Source organism: Armatimonas rosea (assembly GCF_014202505.1).
In the GTDB taxonomy this organism is placed as follows: domain Bacteria; phylum Armatimonadota; class Armatimonadia; order Armatimonadales; family Armatimonadaceae; genus Armatimonas; species Armatimonas rosea.
Genome location: NZ_JACHGW010000003.1, coordinates 33,755 through 48,563 on the forward strand (window position 1 = coordinate 33,755; position 14,809 = coordinate 48,563).

General features: G+C 62.1%; 16 protein-coding genes and 1 riboswitch. Of the genes, 7 read left to right on the forward strand and 9 right to left on the reverse strand.

Annotated elements, in window-relative coordinates; all coding sequences use genetic code 11:
• The first annotated feature begins 180 nt into the window (after nt 1-180).
• Nucleotides 181-789 (forward strand): hypothetical protein, encoded by a 609-nt coding sequence (locus HNQ39_RS15195; protein WP_184197904.1) that lies wholly within the window; start codon nt 181-183, stop codon nt 787-789.
• 73 nt (nt 790-862) lie between these two features.
• Nucleotides 863-1,105, forward strand: a complete 243-nt coding sequence (locus tag HNQ39_RS15200; RefSeq protein ID WP_184197906.1) for a hypothetical protein — start codon at nt 863-865, stop codon at nt 1,103-1,105.
• Nucleotides 1,106-1,109: 4 nt separating this feature from the next.
• Here HNQ39_RS15200 and HNQ39_RS15205 read toward each other — a convergent pair whose 3' ends face one another.
• The 3 genes from HNQ39_RS15205 to HNQ39_RS15215 form a co-directional block, all read right to left on the reverse strand.
• Nucleotides 1,110-1,775, reverse strand: coding sequence for an RNA polymerase sigma factor (locus HNQ39_RS15205; protein ID WP_184197909.1), 666 nt, complete (start codon nt 1,773-1,775; stop codon nt 1,110-1,112).
• A 47-nt stretch (nt 1,776-1,822) separates the two neighbouring features.
• Nucleotides 1,823-2,722, reverse strand: coding sequence for a DUF1559 family PulG-like putative transporter (locus tag HNQ39_RS29640; protein WP_221290130.1), 900 nt, complete (start codon nt 2,720-2,722; stop codon nt 1,823-1,825).
• A 68-nt stretch (nt 2,723-2,790) separates the two neighbouring features.
• Nucleotides 2,791-3,252, reverse strand: coding sequence for a hypothetical protein (locus HNQ39_RS15215; RefSeq protein WP_184197912.1), 462 nt, complete (start codon nt 3,250-3,252; stop codon nt 2,791-2,793).
• 159 nt (nt 3,253-3,411) lie between these two features.
• A riboswitch (TPP riboswitch) is annotated at nt 3,412-3,519 on the forward strand.
• Nucleotides 3,520-3,564: 45 nt separating this feature from the next.
• On the opposite strand from HNQ39_RS15215, the gene HNQ39_RS15220 reads away from it, so the two are divergent.
• The 3 genes from HNQ39_RS15220 to HNQ39_RS15230 all read left to right on the forward strand — a co-directional run bounded on the left by HNQ39_RS15220 (nt 3,565) and on the right by HNQ39_RS15230 (nt 6,673).
• Nucleotides 3,565-4,248, forward strand: coding sequence for a DUF1559 family PulG-like putative transporter (locus tag HNQ39_RS15220; protein ID WP_184197916.1), 684 nt, complete (start codon nt 3,565-3,567; stop codon nt 4,246-4,248).
• A 23-nt stretch (nt 4,249-4,271) separates the two neighbouring features.
• On the forward strand, nt 4,272-5,048 hold the full coding sequence (locus HNQ39_RS29645) for a type II secretion system protein (protein WP_221290046.1): 777 nt from the start codon (nt 4,272-4,274) through the stop codon (nt 5,046-5,048).
• Nucleotides 5,049-5,275: 227 nt separating this feature from the next.
• Entirely contained in the window at nt 5,276-6,673 is a 1,398-nt protein-coding gene (locus HNQ39_RS15230; protein ID WP_184197918.1) for a sodium:solute symporter family protein, read from the forward strand.
• Here HNQ39_RS15230 and HNQ39_RS15235 read toward each other — a convergent pair.
• From HNQ39_RS15235 to HNQ39_RS15260, 6 genes are all read right to left on the reverse strand, one after another.
• Complete coding sequence (locus HNQ39_RS15235) at nt 6,670-7,071, reverse strand: HNH endonuclease (protein ID WP_184197920.1); 402 nt, start codon at nt 7,069-7,071, stop codon at nt 6,670-6,672. The two genes, HNQ39_RS15230 and HNQ39_RS15235, sit on opposite strands and share 4 nt — an antisense overlap.
• A 7-nt stretch (nt 7,072-7,078) precedes the next feature.
• Nucleotides 7,079-7,444: a hypothetical protein gene (locus tag HNQ39_RS15240; RefSeq protein ID WP_184197922.1), complete on the reverse strand. Its 366-nt coding sequence runs from the start codon at nt 7,442-7,444 to the stop codon at nt 7,079-7,081.
• A 419-nt stretch (nt 7,445-7,863) separates the two neighbouring features.
• On the reverse strand, nt 7,864-8,529 hold the full coding sequence (locus tag HNQ39_RS15245) for an HAD hydrolase-like protein (protein WP_184197924.1): 666 nt from the start codon (nt 8,527-8,529) through the stop codon (nt 7,864-7,866).
• Nucleotides 8,530-8,558: 29 nt separating this feature from the next.
• A complete protein-coding gene (locus HNQ39_RS15250; RefSeq protein WP_184197926.1) occupies nt 8,559-10,055 on the reverse strand; it encodes an alkaline phosphatase PhoX in 1,497 nt (498 codons plus the stop codon).
• Between the two features lie 71 nt (nt 10,056-10,126).
• The gene (locus tag HNQ39_RS15255; protein WP_184197928.1) at nt 10,127-11,236 is read right to left on the reverse strand and encodes a TIGR03364 family FAD-dependent oxidoreductase; all 1,110 of its coding nucleotides are present in this window, start codon (nt 11,234-11,236) and stop codon (nt 10,127-10,129) included.
• Complete coding sequence (locus HNQ39_RS15260) at nt 11,229-12,476, reverse strand: MFS transporter (RefSeq protein WP_184197930.1); 1,248 nt, start codon at nt 12,474-12,476, stop codon at nt 11,229-11,231. The genes HNQ39_RS15255 and HNQ39_RS15260 overlap by 8 nt, the downstream gene beginning before the upstream one ends.
• 118 nt (nt 12,477-12,594) lie before the next feature.
• On the opposite strand from HNQ39_RS15260, the gene HNQ39_RS15265 reads away from it, so the two are divergent.
• Entirely contained in the window at nt 12,595-14,142 is a 1,548-nt protein-coding gene (locus tag HNQ39_RS15265) for a metallophosphoesterase (protein ID WP_184197932.1), read from the forward strand.
• The gene (locus HNQ39_RS15270; RefSeq protein WP_184197934.1) at nt 14,139-14,786 is read left to right on the forward strand and encodes a superoxide dismutase; all 648 of its coding nucleotides are present in this window, start codon (nt 14,139-14,141) and stop codon (nt 14,784-14,786) included. The genes HNQ39_RS15265 and HNQ39_RS15270 overlap by 4 nt, the downstream gene beginning before the upstream one ends.
• Nucleotides 14,787-14,809: the final 23 nt, after the last annotated feature.

Consider the following 14,809-nt stretch of genomic DNA (forward strand, 5'->3'; position numbering starts at 1 on the left):
CAGGCGCAGAGAGAGCAATCTGAGCTCCCCGAGTGGCAGGTGCGTCTTCGGGAGCGTCTGCTGACAAAAAATGGCGAGGGGGCGGAAGCCATTCTAAGCGAGCTCTCCACCGAGGAAGCTCTCACTTGTCTGAGAGATACTCTCCTTCCCGAGGTGCAAAGCCAGGGTAGTGCTCTTGCCGTGCGTAACATCACCCTACTTGTCTTGGTGTTTTCTGCGATGACGGCTCGTTTTGTACGAAGCTTTCTGAAGGACTTCTATCCACACTTATTGACACCCACACTGTACATCGTCATGGCAGTCCTGATTGGTGTACTCTTTGTCCTTTGGCTCTTCGCGATTGTAAGGTCTAAGCGGCTCGCCCGACTTTGGGCAAGTGCCTATCCCTTGTTCACCACACGCCTTATCTCGCCTCTAGGTAGTGAGGCTGCCTCAGCACTGATCGACATATTTGGATGGTTTGGAGGATTTGCACTGACACCACCACTGTCTACGGCAAATCAGGAAAGTCATAATACTCTTATTCTGACGACAAAAAAGACGTTGATTCGCTTATTGAACCGCCTGGCTCCCGAAGAGGCGCTGGGGCTCACGGAGAACAATCGGGTGGTCTTGCGGCGACTGGCGCAGAATGCTGAGGATGAGGTCGATATGGGGATTGCCGCTCTCCTTACTCTGGGTACGATGGGGGAGGGGCGCGTACGGCCGGTGGCACAGAAGCTGACGACCAGTTTTCTGCCTCGGGTGCGCGAGGCGGCGAAGGAGTGCTTAGGACAGCTTCCGGGATAAATCTGCCACTGCGCATAGGGATTTTCACATAAGTTGTGTAAAATGTCAGACGGAGGTTGAAATGAGAAATTTCATGATTGCTGCCGTCGCGCTCGTAAGCTGCACGGCATTTGCGTTTGCACAGGGAACGACCAAGAAGCTGGAAGAGCCCAAGTGCTGTAAGGGAATGAAGTGTAAGCACGCGACGGGTGAAGACAAGCACCATACGTGCAACAAGCACTGCCACAGCAAGGATCAGAAGAAGGGCGAGTGCTGCGCGGGCTTTAACAAGGTCAAGCCGGCTGCCAAGCCCAAGGCGCCTGCCAAGAAGAAGTAGGAAACTACTCGTCGAGGAGGGCTTTGAAGGTCTCGTCCGTCTCCGCCAGGTTGCGGAGGCGGGCGACCGCCCGCTGGGCGCGCTTCTTTGAGGCCTCCTCGTGAATCCCTAGCCACGCCGCGATCTCCTGATGCTCCCAGCCGTAGACCGAGCTGAGGATCAGAGGAGCGGCGTTTTCCTTGCCGAGCTGCTGACGAACCCGGTGCATGAGCTCGTTGCCGCAGAGCTGCTCTACGGGCGAGGGGGCGTCTTCGGTGAGGCTCTCGATAGCGTGGGTGATCCGGTCCCCGCGCTCGGTGAGGGGCTCTTGGCGGTAGCTCTGGGTGCTCTTGAGGCGCAGCTTGCTCTGGACAATCTGGCGCGCCACCCGCCGCACACAGCTGGTGCGTAGGTCCGGTGCCGACGACCGCCTTAGCTTGAGCCAGACCTCCGTGATGATATCATCGCGCTCCATCCCCGCCAGCGCACCGCAGAACCCATCCACCGCGGCCCCGATTCGCTCCTTGACAAGCAAAAAGAGCTGCTCCTCCACTGCCTGACGCTCCGCCTCACGCAGAGACGGGTCGTGGAGGAGATGGAGCAGCTCCTCTTCCGTACGGGGACGCGACGACAGGCCTTGCGGCCGTCGCCACACCCGCCAGAAAAATCCGCTCGCCGCTGTCTGTCGCATCTGTCCCATTGTACGCTGTTAACGCATCGTTTGGGGACAGTGTGACATTAGTTGCTGGTCTCGGTCTCCGGGAAGGTGTAGATCCCCTTGTTGCGGTACTCCTCGGTAATCTGGTTCTGGCTCTTCACCGTCCCGGTCGCCGTGAGCCAGCTGGGGTCCTTGCTCCACTTCGCGTGGCCATCGCAGAAGATCCAGTTGCGGCCCCCTGCGTGGCGCTGGCCCTTTTCCCAGCGTCCCGTGCCATTGCCCACGACCCCGTAGCCCGGCGCGATATACCAGCCCGCAAAGGTCCCGCCCGCGGCAAGCTGTGCGGAGCCCACATCCGAGACATAGATCAGGTTTGCCGGGGAGGCATAGGTTGCCATCGGGCGCATCTTCCCGCCGGGGATTCCTGCGGTCGCGACCGTGGTGTAGGCCGGGGGAACCAGGGTGCTGTAGGCCGAGCTCAGGAAGTAGTTGCCGGCGTAGCTGAGCGGGAGCACCTTGGTCATGGCGCTGGCGACACTGCGCATCCCGGCGTAGGCTCCGGGGACATTCATCAGAAGAAGCTGCTGCTCGTAGCACACCGAGTTGAGCTTGCCCCAGCCGCCCTTATCGGGGTCGCTTGGGCAGACCAGGATGCCGTAGTTTTTCTGGTAGGGCATCACGGCCAGGGGGAAGGCGTAGACCCCGGAGAAGAAGTTATCGGTGGCGGTCTGCGGGGCCTCGCCGGGAGGGGTACAGGGCCCTTGCCAGCCCGTCTCCGGGAGGATCTCATCGTAGTCCTGCGCGTACATCATCGCGCCCAGGCCAAGCTGCTTCACATTGGAGAGACAGCTCGCCTGGCGTGCTTTTTCACGGGCTTGGGCAAAGACAGGAAAGAGGATCGCTGCAAGGATGGCGATAATGGCAATCACAACCAAAAGCTCGATCAGCGTGAACGCCGAGCGAGACGAGAGAGATTTCATAGCTAAAACTCCTACCGCAAAGAACTGCTTCGATCTTAGCGGTAGGGGAGCAGTCGCAGATTAAGGGTTTACGAAGTTTTCGCCGACGAAGACGAGGCGCTGCGCTTGCTGCGCGCGGTGGGCTTGGCGGGGGCGGCGGGTTTCTCGGTTGGCTCTTCGGTGACCGTGATCGCTGCTGTGGCCTCGGCCTCGGTGGGGGCGGGAGGGATGGGCTTGGCCTTGGGCGCGGGGCGGGGGGCGATTGTCTTGCCGTGGAGCACTTTCTGGAGGACCGTGTAGGCCTTCTTATTGCGCTGCTTGAGCTGACGGGTCTCTTTACGCACCTCGGGCAGGAGGGTTGCGATCGCGGTCAGGTGCTCTTCCAGAGACTTGGCCTTGGCCTCCAGGGTGGCGGCGGCATCCCGGTAGGCATCCAGCTCGACCTGTGCGGCGGCCAGAAGCTCCGGGGCGACTCCGCTCAGCACCGAGAGGGTTCCACCTGCACGGGTAAGCGCCGCGCCGGTCTCCGAGAGAGTGTCTTTAGATGACAAGGGTGAGTTCCTCCAAAACGTGGGTTTGATTCGTCCTCAGTATTAATGCCACACGAAAAAAAAGCAAGGATTTGTTAAAAGATTTAACATAAAGTTTACATGTGATCGTGTGTGCTGTGATGGGCTTGCGGGCGCAAGTGAATCGGGTATACTGCCTGCGTTAACCGCTGGGGGAGCCTGATTCGTCTCAGGCTGAGAGGGCAGCACGTGCCGACCCCAGAACCTGATCCGGTTCGTACCGGCGTAGGGAAGCGGACGCGCAGGGGGTTGGTTTGCTTGCGCCTCTCTCTTCTCGATGCCGAGGAGAAAGTTATGAAGCACGCGTTCACGCTCATCGAGCTCCTCGTTGTCATCGCGATCATTGCGATTCTGGCAGCGATTCTCTTTCCCGTCTTTGCCCAAGCCCGGGAGAAAGCACGACAGACCGCCTGTCTCTCCAATGCCAAGCAGATTGGCCTGGGGGTGCGGATGTATGTGCAGGACTACGACGAGACATTCCCGATCTGGCACGCCTACTCCAAGAAAACGGCGGCGGTCCACTACGGAATCGAGGTAGATCTCCAGCCCTATGTCAAGAACTTGCCGCTCTTTAAGTGCCCCGACGATGCGGGGGGGCCGTTTCAGCGCAGCGATGTCCCTGGAACGACTTCCTACTTCGCCGCCTATGGCTCGTCGTACTATTTTGAGCGGCGCTGCTTCTCCGTGGTCAATGGGTTCTCGATCTCCAACAACTTCCCCACAACCCGCACCACGGCGATTGTCATCGACCCCCAGTACGAGCGCCCCGCCGAGAGTGTCTTGATGCGCGATGAGATGTTCCCGTGGTTCAACCCCGCGGTGGATACTGCAGGCTACTGGGGCTACAGCGGCTTCTACCAGGCCTGGCACGCGCAGGGGGGAAGCGCGATCTTCGCCGATGGCCACGCCAAGTTCTTGGTGGGGGCAGGACAGATGCGGACCCTCTTCAAAGACCCCGCTGCACAGGTTCCGTACTAGGAAAGGCCACAGGTAAGCAACCGATGAAACACGCCTTTACCCTCATTGAGCTCCTGGTCGTGATCGCGATCATTGCGATTCTGGCCGCGATCCTCTTTCCTGTCTTTGCGCAGGCACGCGAGAGCGCCCGGCAGACCACGTGTCTGTCGAACATGCGCCAGATCGGCCTTGCGGTGCGGATGTACACGCAGGACTACGACGAGACCCTTCCCATCTTCTATGCCTACAATACCCAGCCGGCGGCCGATATCACGGGGCATCTTGGGGTGGAGGTGCTGCTCCAGCCCTACACCAAGAGCAAGGATATCTTCCGCTGCCCCGATGACTCGGGCGGGCCGGTGCCCCAGGGTGTTCCGAGCACGGTGGACTACGGCGGTTGCTCGGACCTGGCGGGCAAGGGGCGCTCCTATCGTGATTGCTACGGGAGCTCGTATCGCTTTACACGTGGGGCGCTCTCGGTGATCTCGGGGGTCTCGATGCAGAACAATGTCCTCTGCACGCCCAGCAACGACTACTGCCTGCCATCGGGGCCGGTGACCGATGCGGCCTTCCAAGCCCCCGCCGACACCTACCTGATGCGCGAGGAGATGCTCCCCTGGTTTGGCGGCGACAAAGACACCGGTGGCTCCAAGTACGGCTACTTCCCCGACTACTACCTGCAGTGGCATCCGCGCGGGGGGAGCTTTGTCTTCGCCGACGGCCACGCCAAGTTTGTGGTGAGCGCCGGGCAGTTCGATAAGCTCTTCTGCTCCCCCTCCGCGACCCAGAACTTCGCGACTGCCCTCTGGGCCTGCGACTAGCCGCATTAGGCATCCCTCCCCCCGGCCCCCTCCCTTCCCCTGAAACCCACGTTCCGTGGGGGGAAGGGAGGGGGAGTCAGAGGGGGGGGCACTCCCCCGACTCATCCCTCGGCACCCCCTCTCCTCCCGCGGAACGCGGAACCAGAGGGAGAGGGGGTCGGCCAGAGCGAGGAACGAGCGGAGGCCGGGGGGAGTGCTGGTACGCGGGGAGTGCCCCGAGTAATCCTATGAAACAACTACACTTCGCTCTCGCGGACTACGTCGTGCTGGCGCTCTATGTCCTGGCGCTGGTCTTTGTCGGGCTGCGCCAGCGCAAGCTGGTGAGTAGCGAGGCGAGTGCGTTTCTGGTGGCGGGGCGGGGGCTCACGGTTCCCGCCTTTGTCGCCACCCTTGTCGCCACTTGGTACGGCGGCATCTTGGGTGTGGGGGAGCTCTCCTACACGACGGGGCTGGGGGCGTGGACGGTCTTTGGCCTGCCCTACTACCTCTTTGCTCTGGTCTACGCGCTCTGGCTCGCGCCCAAGGTCCGAACGGCGGCGCGCTTCACCATCCCCGACACCCTGGAGGCCGCGCATGGGCGGCCGGTGGCGCTGCTCGGGGCGGCGCTCGTGTTCTTTCTGGTCGCGCCCGCACCCTATGCCCTGATGACAGGGACTCTGCTCCAGGGGCTCTTTGGCGGCCCGCTCTGGCTCGCTGTGACGGTCGGGACACTGCTCTCGGTGGTCTTTGTGGCCCGTGGGGGGCTGGAGACCGACGTCCGCACCAATAGTGTCCAGTTTCTCTTGATGTTTCTGGGCTTTGGCCTGCTGGTCGCGTTTTGCTTCGCCAAGGTTGGGGGGCTGCCGACCCTTGCGGCGCAGCTTCCGGCGACCCACAAGAGCCTCTCGGGCGGCAACCCCCTGCCGTATATCTTGGTCTGGTACTGTATCGCGCTCTGGACCCTCGCCGATCCGGGGTTTCACCAGCGCTGCAGCGCGGCACAGTCGCCTAAGGTCGCGCAGCGGGGGATTCTGCTCTCGATTCTCTGCTGGGCGCTCTTTGACTTTCTCACCGTGAGCGCGGGCTGCTACGCCCGCGTGCTCCTCCCAAAGCTGGGGGCTCCCATCGATGCCTACCCCGCGCTCTCGGAGGCGATCCTTCCCCCCGTGGCCAAGGGGATCTTCTGGGTGGGAATGCTGGCGACCGTGATGAGCACCCTGATCTCCTATGCCTTCCTCGCCGCGACGACAATCGGGCGGGACCTGGCGTGGCGTACGGGCAAGGGCGATGAAGTGCGCTGGACACGGATCGGGGTGGGGATCGCCGCGGTCCTCGCGATTGTCGCCGCCCTCGCGCTCCCCTCCGTGGTGGGGCTCTGGTACACAATTGGCACCGCCTTTGTCCCCGGCCTGCTGGTGCCCTTGCTCACTGCCTACGCCCCAGAGAGCTTTCGTGTCCACCCTGGGTTCACGCTCGTGGGAATGGCGCTGGGTAGCGGCCTACCGCTGGTCTGGATGGCGCTAGGGCAGAGCAAGGGCGGCATGGACGCGGCACACTACCCGTTTGGTATCGAGGCAATCTACGTGGGGCTCGGGGCATCGCTGCTCTGCTGGGCGCTGGGAGCGATAAAAAAAGCTGCGGGCTAGGGGAAGAGGCTGAGCAGTACCCAAAAGCGGCGTGCATTGCGTTGCGTGGGGCGGTTTAACTGAAGGCACGCCACAGTCGCTCGCCCCGTCGCAGTCAGCCCATGGAGCTCCCCAGAGGCTTCGTCGTAGTGAAAGTGTTCTTCCCAGCGATCTCGTCGGGGGTGAAAGAGGGGGACCATTGTCTGTGTCTGTGGATCAAGGCAGGTCTGACGACTGGCCTTGTGCAGATTACAAGAGCGACAGGCAAGCGCTAGATTCTCGGGGTCATCGGAGCCACCCTGAGAGACAGGCTCAATATGCTCTATCTCAAATTCCAGGTTCGAGACGAGCTCTGGGGCGTGGCAGTACTCACAGTGGTGGAGAGCACGGGCCGCGACACTGGGGTGGAGAGGGTTCATGCTCGGCTTACTTGCGAGTCGCCTCGAGAAGTGCCTGGGAGCGTGCTATGGTGGCCTCTTCTTCGGCTTGAATGAGGCTTTCCAGCTCACTCTGTAGCTCGGTCGCAAAGGGCTGAGCACTCTCTTGCGCCTCGCGCCACTGTGCCATCAGTGCACGGAGCCGCTCTCGTTGTGGGGTGGGAAAGAAACGATCTGCCTGGAAGCGGCGTAGGAGGAGGTAGGGCTCCTCACTGCCCTCCCAGAGAGAATCGGTGAGCTGGAGGGCATCAAGGGCCGCACCAAGGGTCTCCCCAGATGCCTCTTTATTTTTTGTGAAGACGTGTACCCGCTGAGTATCCTTCTCAGGCGTTTCTGAAATCACAGCAATCGTCATATTGGCTCACCTCCTCAGCTGATTGTACCATTGCACCGCAGAGTGGATGGTGGGCTGGGGACGATAAAAAAAGCTGCGGGCTAGGGGCCCGCAGCTCCTCACAAAATCGCGAGGGTAGTCATGTCTCATACAGTGTAGGGGGAGCGTCTCTGGTGCCTTGGTCCGGTGAGGGCGTAGGAGTCGTAGACTACGCGGGCCGCCACGACGGTAGAGGTTTTCCCGATACGTGGCTTAGGATACGAGCAAATAAGCACTTCTCTATCAAGAGAAGATTAAATGTTTATTCTACGGGTTTAAATGCGACCCAAAAAAGAAAAAGCTGTGGATATTGTATCCACAGCTCCTCACGTTAATGAGGGTTAGTATTTTCATTCAAGAACAAGATACCAACCCTCGCACTTTGATGTATCAAGACGACGTTAAATTCCCCAGAGCTGCCGCAGGTGTGTGATGTTGGGGAGGAGCTGGGTGTGGGGGTGGGCCGCTAGCTCCTCGCGGGTGTGCGAGCCCTCCCAGACCCCGATCACCCAGCCACAGCCCGCCCCGGTTCCTTCCTGGAGGTCCGAGGGGGTATCTCCCACTTTTGCGACACGGGCCGATGAGAGAATCCCAAAGCGGCTCATCAGGCTCAGCGCCATGTCGGGGTGGGGACGGCCACGAGGCACTTCGTCGCTGGTGACCGAGCCATCGATCAGCAAGCGCCAGCCCAGGCGGGAGATCACCACATCGGCGATATCCCGCGAGAACCCGGTGTCGAGTGCCACTTTAATCCCGGCCTCGCGGAGCGTCACAAAGACCAGTGATGTGCCCTCGATCTCGCGCACGGCGGGGTGGGTCTGGTAGTGGGCGATCATGCGCTCCACAAAGCTCTGGTGGATCTCCGCGACCCGGCCCTCGCTGCCGCAGACCAGGAGCTGGCGGATCGCCTCGGGCTTGGGCAGGCCCATCACAGCATTGACTTGCTCATGAGTGACCGCCACGCCCGCGCCTGCTAGCGCCTCGCGCAGGCAGCGGTGGACCGGGCTCCCTTCGTCGTGCACCGTGGTTCCGGCCATGTCAAAGATCACCAGCTCTGGTCGTGTCATTTGTGTGTCTTTCTTACCTTCTTACCTTCTTACTTTCGACGGCGTAGGCGCAGGCCCAGCACACTGGCTCCCAGGCCGACCAGAAGCACTGTCCCGGGCTCAGGAGCCGCATTCGCACCAACATACATGGCCAGGAGCTGCCCACGCTCCACCTGCTCGGTGGTCACGCCCACGGAGGTGTGCACCTGCGCGGTGAGCAAGTACCAGCCACTTCCCAGGATATCGGTTGCGTCGATAATACCCGACGACTCTTCGTCCTGGGTGAGCCCGCCCGCCGCAAACAGAGAGCTATTGAACTCCGCGATCGCGCGCAGGTTTCCGCTGGAGATATTGTAGTTCCAGATCTTGGCAAGATGGGCGTTGTTACCGGGATCCTCTTGCAGGAGAATATTGCCCACGCGGTCGATAGTGATATTGTCGAACATCTGCTGACCCTCGGTGCCATCGAGGACCATGGTCAGGTTGCCACCTAGCGTGGGGTTGGTCAGGTCGGTGTAGCGCATGCGCCACAGGCGGCTCCGGCCCACGGTTGCACCCGTGTTGAAGCGGTCGGTGGTGACAAAGTAGAAGTCATTGGGGTTGCTCGGGTCCCAGGCACCGTCTTCCGGCCGCAGGAACTCGGTGACCCCATTGGTGACACTGGTGGTCTGGAGTGTTGCCCCCGTTGTCCCCGAGACATCCCCAAAGCTAAAGAGCGAGAAGCCTGTCGAGCCACCCTTGCCAAGTCCGCCAAAGGGCGTGGTGCGGTCCTCGGTGGCAAAGTTGCCCACTTTGATGCCGTAGAGGCTCCCGTTGGTCAGGCCCGCTTTTTCGATATCCGTGCCCGTGCTGGTCTTGGTGCCGACATAGAGATAGGTCTGGCCGGGCGTGCTGTCGTCGGTGCCCATCACCAGGGTCTTGTCTTGGGCGAAGGGGTTGGCCACCGAGTTCTCCCAGCTAAACTTACCGAGATGGGGCAGCTCGAACGTCTTGCGTGCATCGGGGCCGGTGGCGATCCAGGCGAAGGCACGGCCTGCTGTTCCGTTCTCCTCCCCGTTCATAAAGATGCGATTCTGGGTGCCAAGGCCGGTTGCAGCGTTGTAGAACGCACTGGTCACGGGCAGGTCGGCCGAGCAGAGCCGAGAGACCGTGCTGGTTCCGGTTGAGACCGTGACCGAGGTCGCGAGGTCGCGCCCCGAGTTGACTGTGAGCGTGTTGTTATTGGCCGAGATATTCCACTGTGAGACAAAGGCCCCCGCGCTTCCGTGGGCACGGGTGACCCCCGCTGATGCGGAGAGCTCGTGGTTGACCAGGAGCGTAAAGGTGCCATCGCCGTTGCTGTAGGCACCTTGCCCATCGGGGGTACCGACAAGGTTGTAGCCGCCAATGGAGTCACCCACCGTTAGGATCGAGATGGTCTTCACATCTGAGGCGGTCGGTAGAATATAGGCGGCGGTGGTGGTACTCGCGCCTTTCAGCTGGGCATAGGCCGCCCCCGACGTAACGGAGAGAGTGAGAGCGAGCAAGAGAACAAGTGGTGAACGCATGTAAATGTTTCCTTCCGGGCAATCGTAGCAGGCAAACGGACGTAGAAAATTATGGGTCGGTAAACCCTGGTTTAAGCCTCGATTAACTCCTGGGCAACCCGCGCGGCCAGGCCAAAGCTCAGGGTCATCCCCGCCCCACCGACACCCGTGACCAGAGTCACTGCGGGCTCGGGGTGGGCGATGAGCCATGGCTGGGTCTTGTGCTTCAGATAGAACCCTTGCCAGCGCGAGGCGAGCTGGCAGTCGGGGGTGTCTAAGAAGGTCGCCAGGTACTCCAAGACAAGCGTGTCGATCCGCTCGTTGTTGAAGATCGTGATCTCGTCATCGTACTCGTGGCTATCTCCCAGAGTGAGCTCCCCGAGGCCGTTTTGCGACACCAGTACATGGATGCCGTAGCGCTCGTGCTCGGCGTACTCGGCGTGGAGGCGCGCCTTGAGCGCGGGCAGGGTAGGGCAGCTCTTGAACGACTCGTAGTGGGCGAGGGTGAGCCCCGCGGCAAGCATCGGGCCGAGCCGCCAGGCACCGGGCTGGGGCACTGTGCGCATCATCTGGAGCTTGCAGACCGTGAGCGCCTGCTCGGCGAGGGCTTGGGGGTAGAGCGTTGTCAGGTCGTGGCCGCTGCAGACAACCAGGCGCTCGGCGGCAAACGTGCCCGCCGTGGTGGCGAGCTGGGGGGCGCTGTAGCCCCAGACCGTGGTCCCAAAGTGGAAGGTCACCCCGTAGCGCTCCGAGAGAAAGGCAGGGAGCTTGGCGATTACCTCGCGCGGATCGACACAGACCTCGGTGGGGCTCCAGAGCGCGCCGCGCAGGCTCTCCGCCCGAATCCCCCGGGCCTTCTCGTGGACCTGCGCGGCGCTCAGCCACTGGGTCTGGGGAAACGAGAGCTCCTGCAAGACCGCCGCTTCGTCGTCGGCGTAGGCCAGGTGGAGCGAGCCAGTCTGCTCGTGCCAGAGGTTGGCCTCTTGGAGCACGGTCAGCCAGTGCGCACGGCTCCGAAGCGCAGTCTCGTAGCGCTCCCCCACCGGCTGTCCGATCAGCCAGAGCATCCCAAAGTTGCGGATGCTCGCCCCCTCGGCGCGGGCGCTGCGCTCAAAGACCGCCACCCGCTTTCCCGCCCGTGCCAGGTGGTAGGCATGCGCCAGCCCCAGGACACCCGCTCCGACAATCGCTACATCAAACATCGCGCTTTTTTTGTTCCTTCCAGAAGTACGCCGCGGGGATCAGCGACACCAGCAAGACCCCGCCCAGGGTGAAGAACGCCCCCTTCCAGCCAAGCGCCACCGAGAGGCGCGCCATGCTCTCCCCGGCCAGGACCCCGCCCAGGTAGCCGATTCCGTCGATAATGCCGCTTGCCGTCGCGCCGGCTTTCTTCCCCCCAAAGTCCAGCGAGAGCGCGCCGGCGAGAAACGAGTACGGCCCGATCAGGAAGAAGCCCGTGGCCGAGATCGCAAAGATCAGCAGAGGGCTTCCGGCGGGCAGGAGCGCCAGGGTCGAGAGCAGGAGCGCGATCACCGGGAGGCTGAGCAGCAGGATAAACGCCCGCCCTGAGCGGCCTAGGCCATCGGAGAGCTTGCCCGCTAGGATCACAGCAAAGCCTCCAAAGAGAGGGAAAAACGAGCTCTGGGTCGCGGCAGTGCCCTTGGAGAGCTTCCCAAACTCCACGAGGTAGGTGGGAGTCCACTCATTGAAGGTCTCGCGGGCGAGCGTGAAGGCCAGCGAGATGATGCAGACACACCAGAAGCTCGGGGAGCGCAGGAACGCCTTTGCATCGGGCTCCGGTGTTTCGTCTGGCGCGGTGCTCTCCCCGGCCTCGGTGGGGGTGGTTGTGCTATTCTCGCGCAGAAAGAGCGCGTTGAGCACGAGTAGGACGGCCAGGACGATCGCGCCCCCGATAAAGAGCCCTTGCCAGCCGACTCCATTATTGATCAGTGCCCCGTGGAACTGGCGCGCGGCAAAGTCGCCGAAGAGGTAGGAGAGGCTCAGAACCCCCACCGCAGTGCCGTAGCTGCTGGCCGGGTACCAGCTCCCCGTGACCTTGAGGGCACCGGGCCAGCCCAGGGCCTGGATCAGGCGGTTGAGCACCCAAGCGAGCGTGAAGAGAGGCAGGGTCCCCGAGAAAGCAAACATCAGGCTAAAGACAATCGCGCCGATCATGCCCATGAGGAAGTTGCGCCGCCCGCTCCAGAAGTCCGCGAGAGCGCCCGAGGCGAACTTGCCGCAGGCGTAGGCGAGGGTTGCGGCGGAGGCCACTCCCCCCAGCGCGATCTTGGCCGCCGCCTTGTCCATCGTGCCTCCTGCGACCAGGAACTCAATGAGCTGGGGCTTGGCAACCGAGAAGCTGGCGCGGCAGAAGTAGTAGCCCGCGTAGCCCAGGGTGAGCAGGAGCAGGGCCGTGGCAGGGGAAGAGGGGGGACGTCGCATTTCTTGTCCTATCGTCGTAACATCGAATAATCTACTGTGCGCATTATAGAGTATGGGTTAACATTTTGTGAAACTTCCCCAAGGGGCATGGTGTACAATGGCAGAGGAGAGAGTCACGGTGAGAAAAATCAAGAAACTGGTGTTGGTGAGCGGGGCATTTTTAGGGGCAGGCTGTGCGGGAACGAGCCCGAATCTCTCGACACCGCAGATGCAGACGCCCTCCTTAGGCGGGGGGCTGGGGGCACGCTCGGTTGCCTCCCCTGCGCCGGGTGCCACAGCGGAGGCGTCCCTTGCGCCCCTGGAGACTGTCGCGACTCCCGAGAAGACCTTTGTGCAGCCTCCCTACCTCCAGCTGGGCAACCGCCCGACTCTCGGGGGAAAGACCGAGGGCCTGGAGCTACTCTGGATCGTCCCCGCCGATACCAAGCTCGACGAGTGGAGCGTTGAGACGCGCCTACCGGGGGCGGCGGCGGCCACGACCTCCTGGACAAAGATCAAGGGGAAGCTGAGCGCCAAGCCGGTCGCAGTCGGGGTGATCAAGCCGGAGCTGGTCGTGAGCGCGCCGCTGGAGGGGCTGGCACCGGGGAAGCTCTTTGACTACCGTATCCTGCGGGGCGACAAGCCGGTCTTTGCCGCCCGTGCGCGTGCCCGCAAGACCGCCAAGGAGCCGCAGCGCTTCGTGCTCTTTGGAGACTGCGCGCAGGGCACCGACGGCCAGAAGAAAGTGGCGGCGCAGACCCTGGCGGCCAAGCCCGACTATGTCTTTATCACCGGGGATATTGTCTACGGCAAGGGGCTGGCGAGCGAGTACGTGAAGAACTACTGGCCGGTCTATAATGCCGAGACCGCCGGTGCCGATGGCGTCCCGCTGCTGCGCTCAACCCTGACGGTGGCCGCGCCGGGCAACCACGATATCCGCTCCACGACTCTGGAGAAGACCGCTGACGGTTTTGCCTACTTCTACTACTGGAGCCAGCCGCTCAATGGGCCTGCGGTGGCGAGCACGAAGTTCGCCTCGCCGCTGGGGAGCACGGATACCAAGGCGTTTCTGACCGCCGCAGGCGAGCGCTACCCCCGCATGGCGAGCTTCTCCTACGACTATGGCAACGCTCACTGGACGGTTTTAGATGCCAATGCCTACATGGACTGGAGCGATCCGGCCCTGATGCAGTGGGTGGAGGCGGACCTGAAGGCGGCGCAGAAGGCCACCTGGCGCTTTGTCGCGTTCCACCACCCGCCGTTTAACTCCAACGCCGAGCACTTCAACGACCAGTGGATGCGGGTGCTCGCGCCGCTCTTTGAGAAGTACGGGGTCTCCGTGGTCTGGGCGGGGCATGTCCACGACTACCAGCGCAGCTACCCACTGACCTTTCTTCCCACGAAGCCGCGCGATACCAAGGGCGCGGTGGAGGGGAAACTCACGCTCAACAAGACCTACGATGGGGTCAAGAACACCAAGCCCAACGCGCCGATCTATATTGTCTCCGGTGCGGGCGGTGCGGGGCTCTACAAGAACCTCGAAAAGGGAAAACTACAGGACTTCACTGCGAAGTATATCGACGATACCCACTCACTGACCGTGGTGGATCTCACCGATAAGACGCTGGACGCCCGGCAAGTCGGGGCCGACGGCAAAGAACTCGATCACTGGAAAATAACCAAATGACACCTAACAACCAACAACCTGCACCCACCGGACCCTTCTCGCTGCCCGCGCTGGCCTACCCGCCCGCCGCCCTGGAGCCGCATATCGATGCCCAGACCATGCAGATCCACCACGATAAGCACCACCAGACCTACATCACCAACCTCAACAACGCGGTTGCCAAGGTCTACGGACCGAACAGCCGGGTGATGTCCGCCGAGGCGCTGCTTAAGAACCTAGAGCGCATCCCCGAGGACAGCCGCGCCGCGGTTCGCAACAACGCTGGGGGCCATGTCAACCATACGATCTTCTGGACCCTGATGAAGCCGGGTGGCGGCGGCGCCCCGACCGGCGCGATTGCGGATGCGATCAAGGGGACGTTTGGGGACTTTGACAAGTTCAAGGCGGCGTTCGAGGACGCGGGCCTGAAGCGCTTTGGGAGCGGCTGGGTCTGGCTCTCGGTGAAGAAGGGTAAGCTGGAGCTAGCCTCCTATCCCTACCAGGACACCCCGATCCTAGAGGGCGGCGTCCCCGTGCTGGGCAACGATGTCTGGGAGCATGCCTACTACCTGAAGTACCAGAACAAGCGCGCCGACTACCTCAAGGCGTGGTGGAATGTCGTGAACTGGGACGAGGTCAACAACCGCCTGAAGATGGGCCGCTAGGCTGGTTTGCCGGGGAGGCGGCG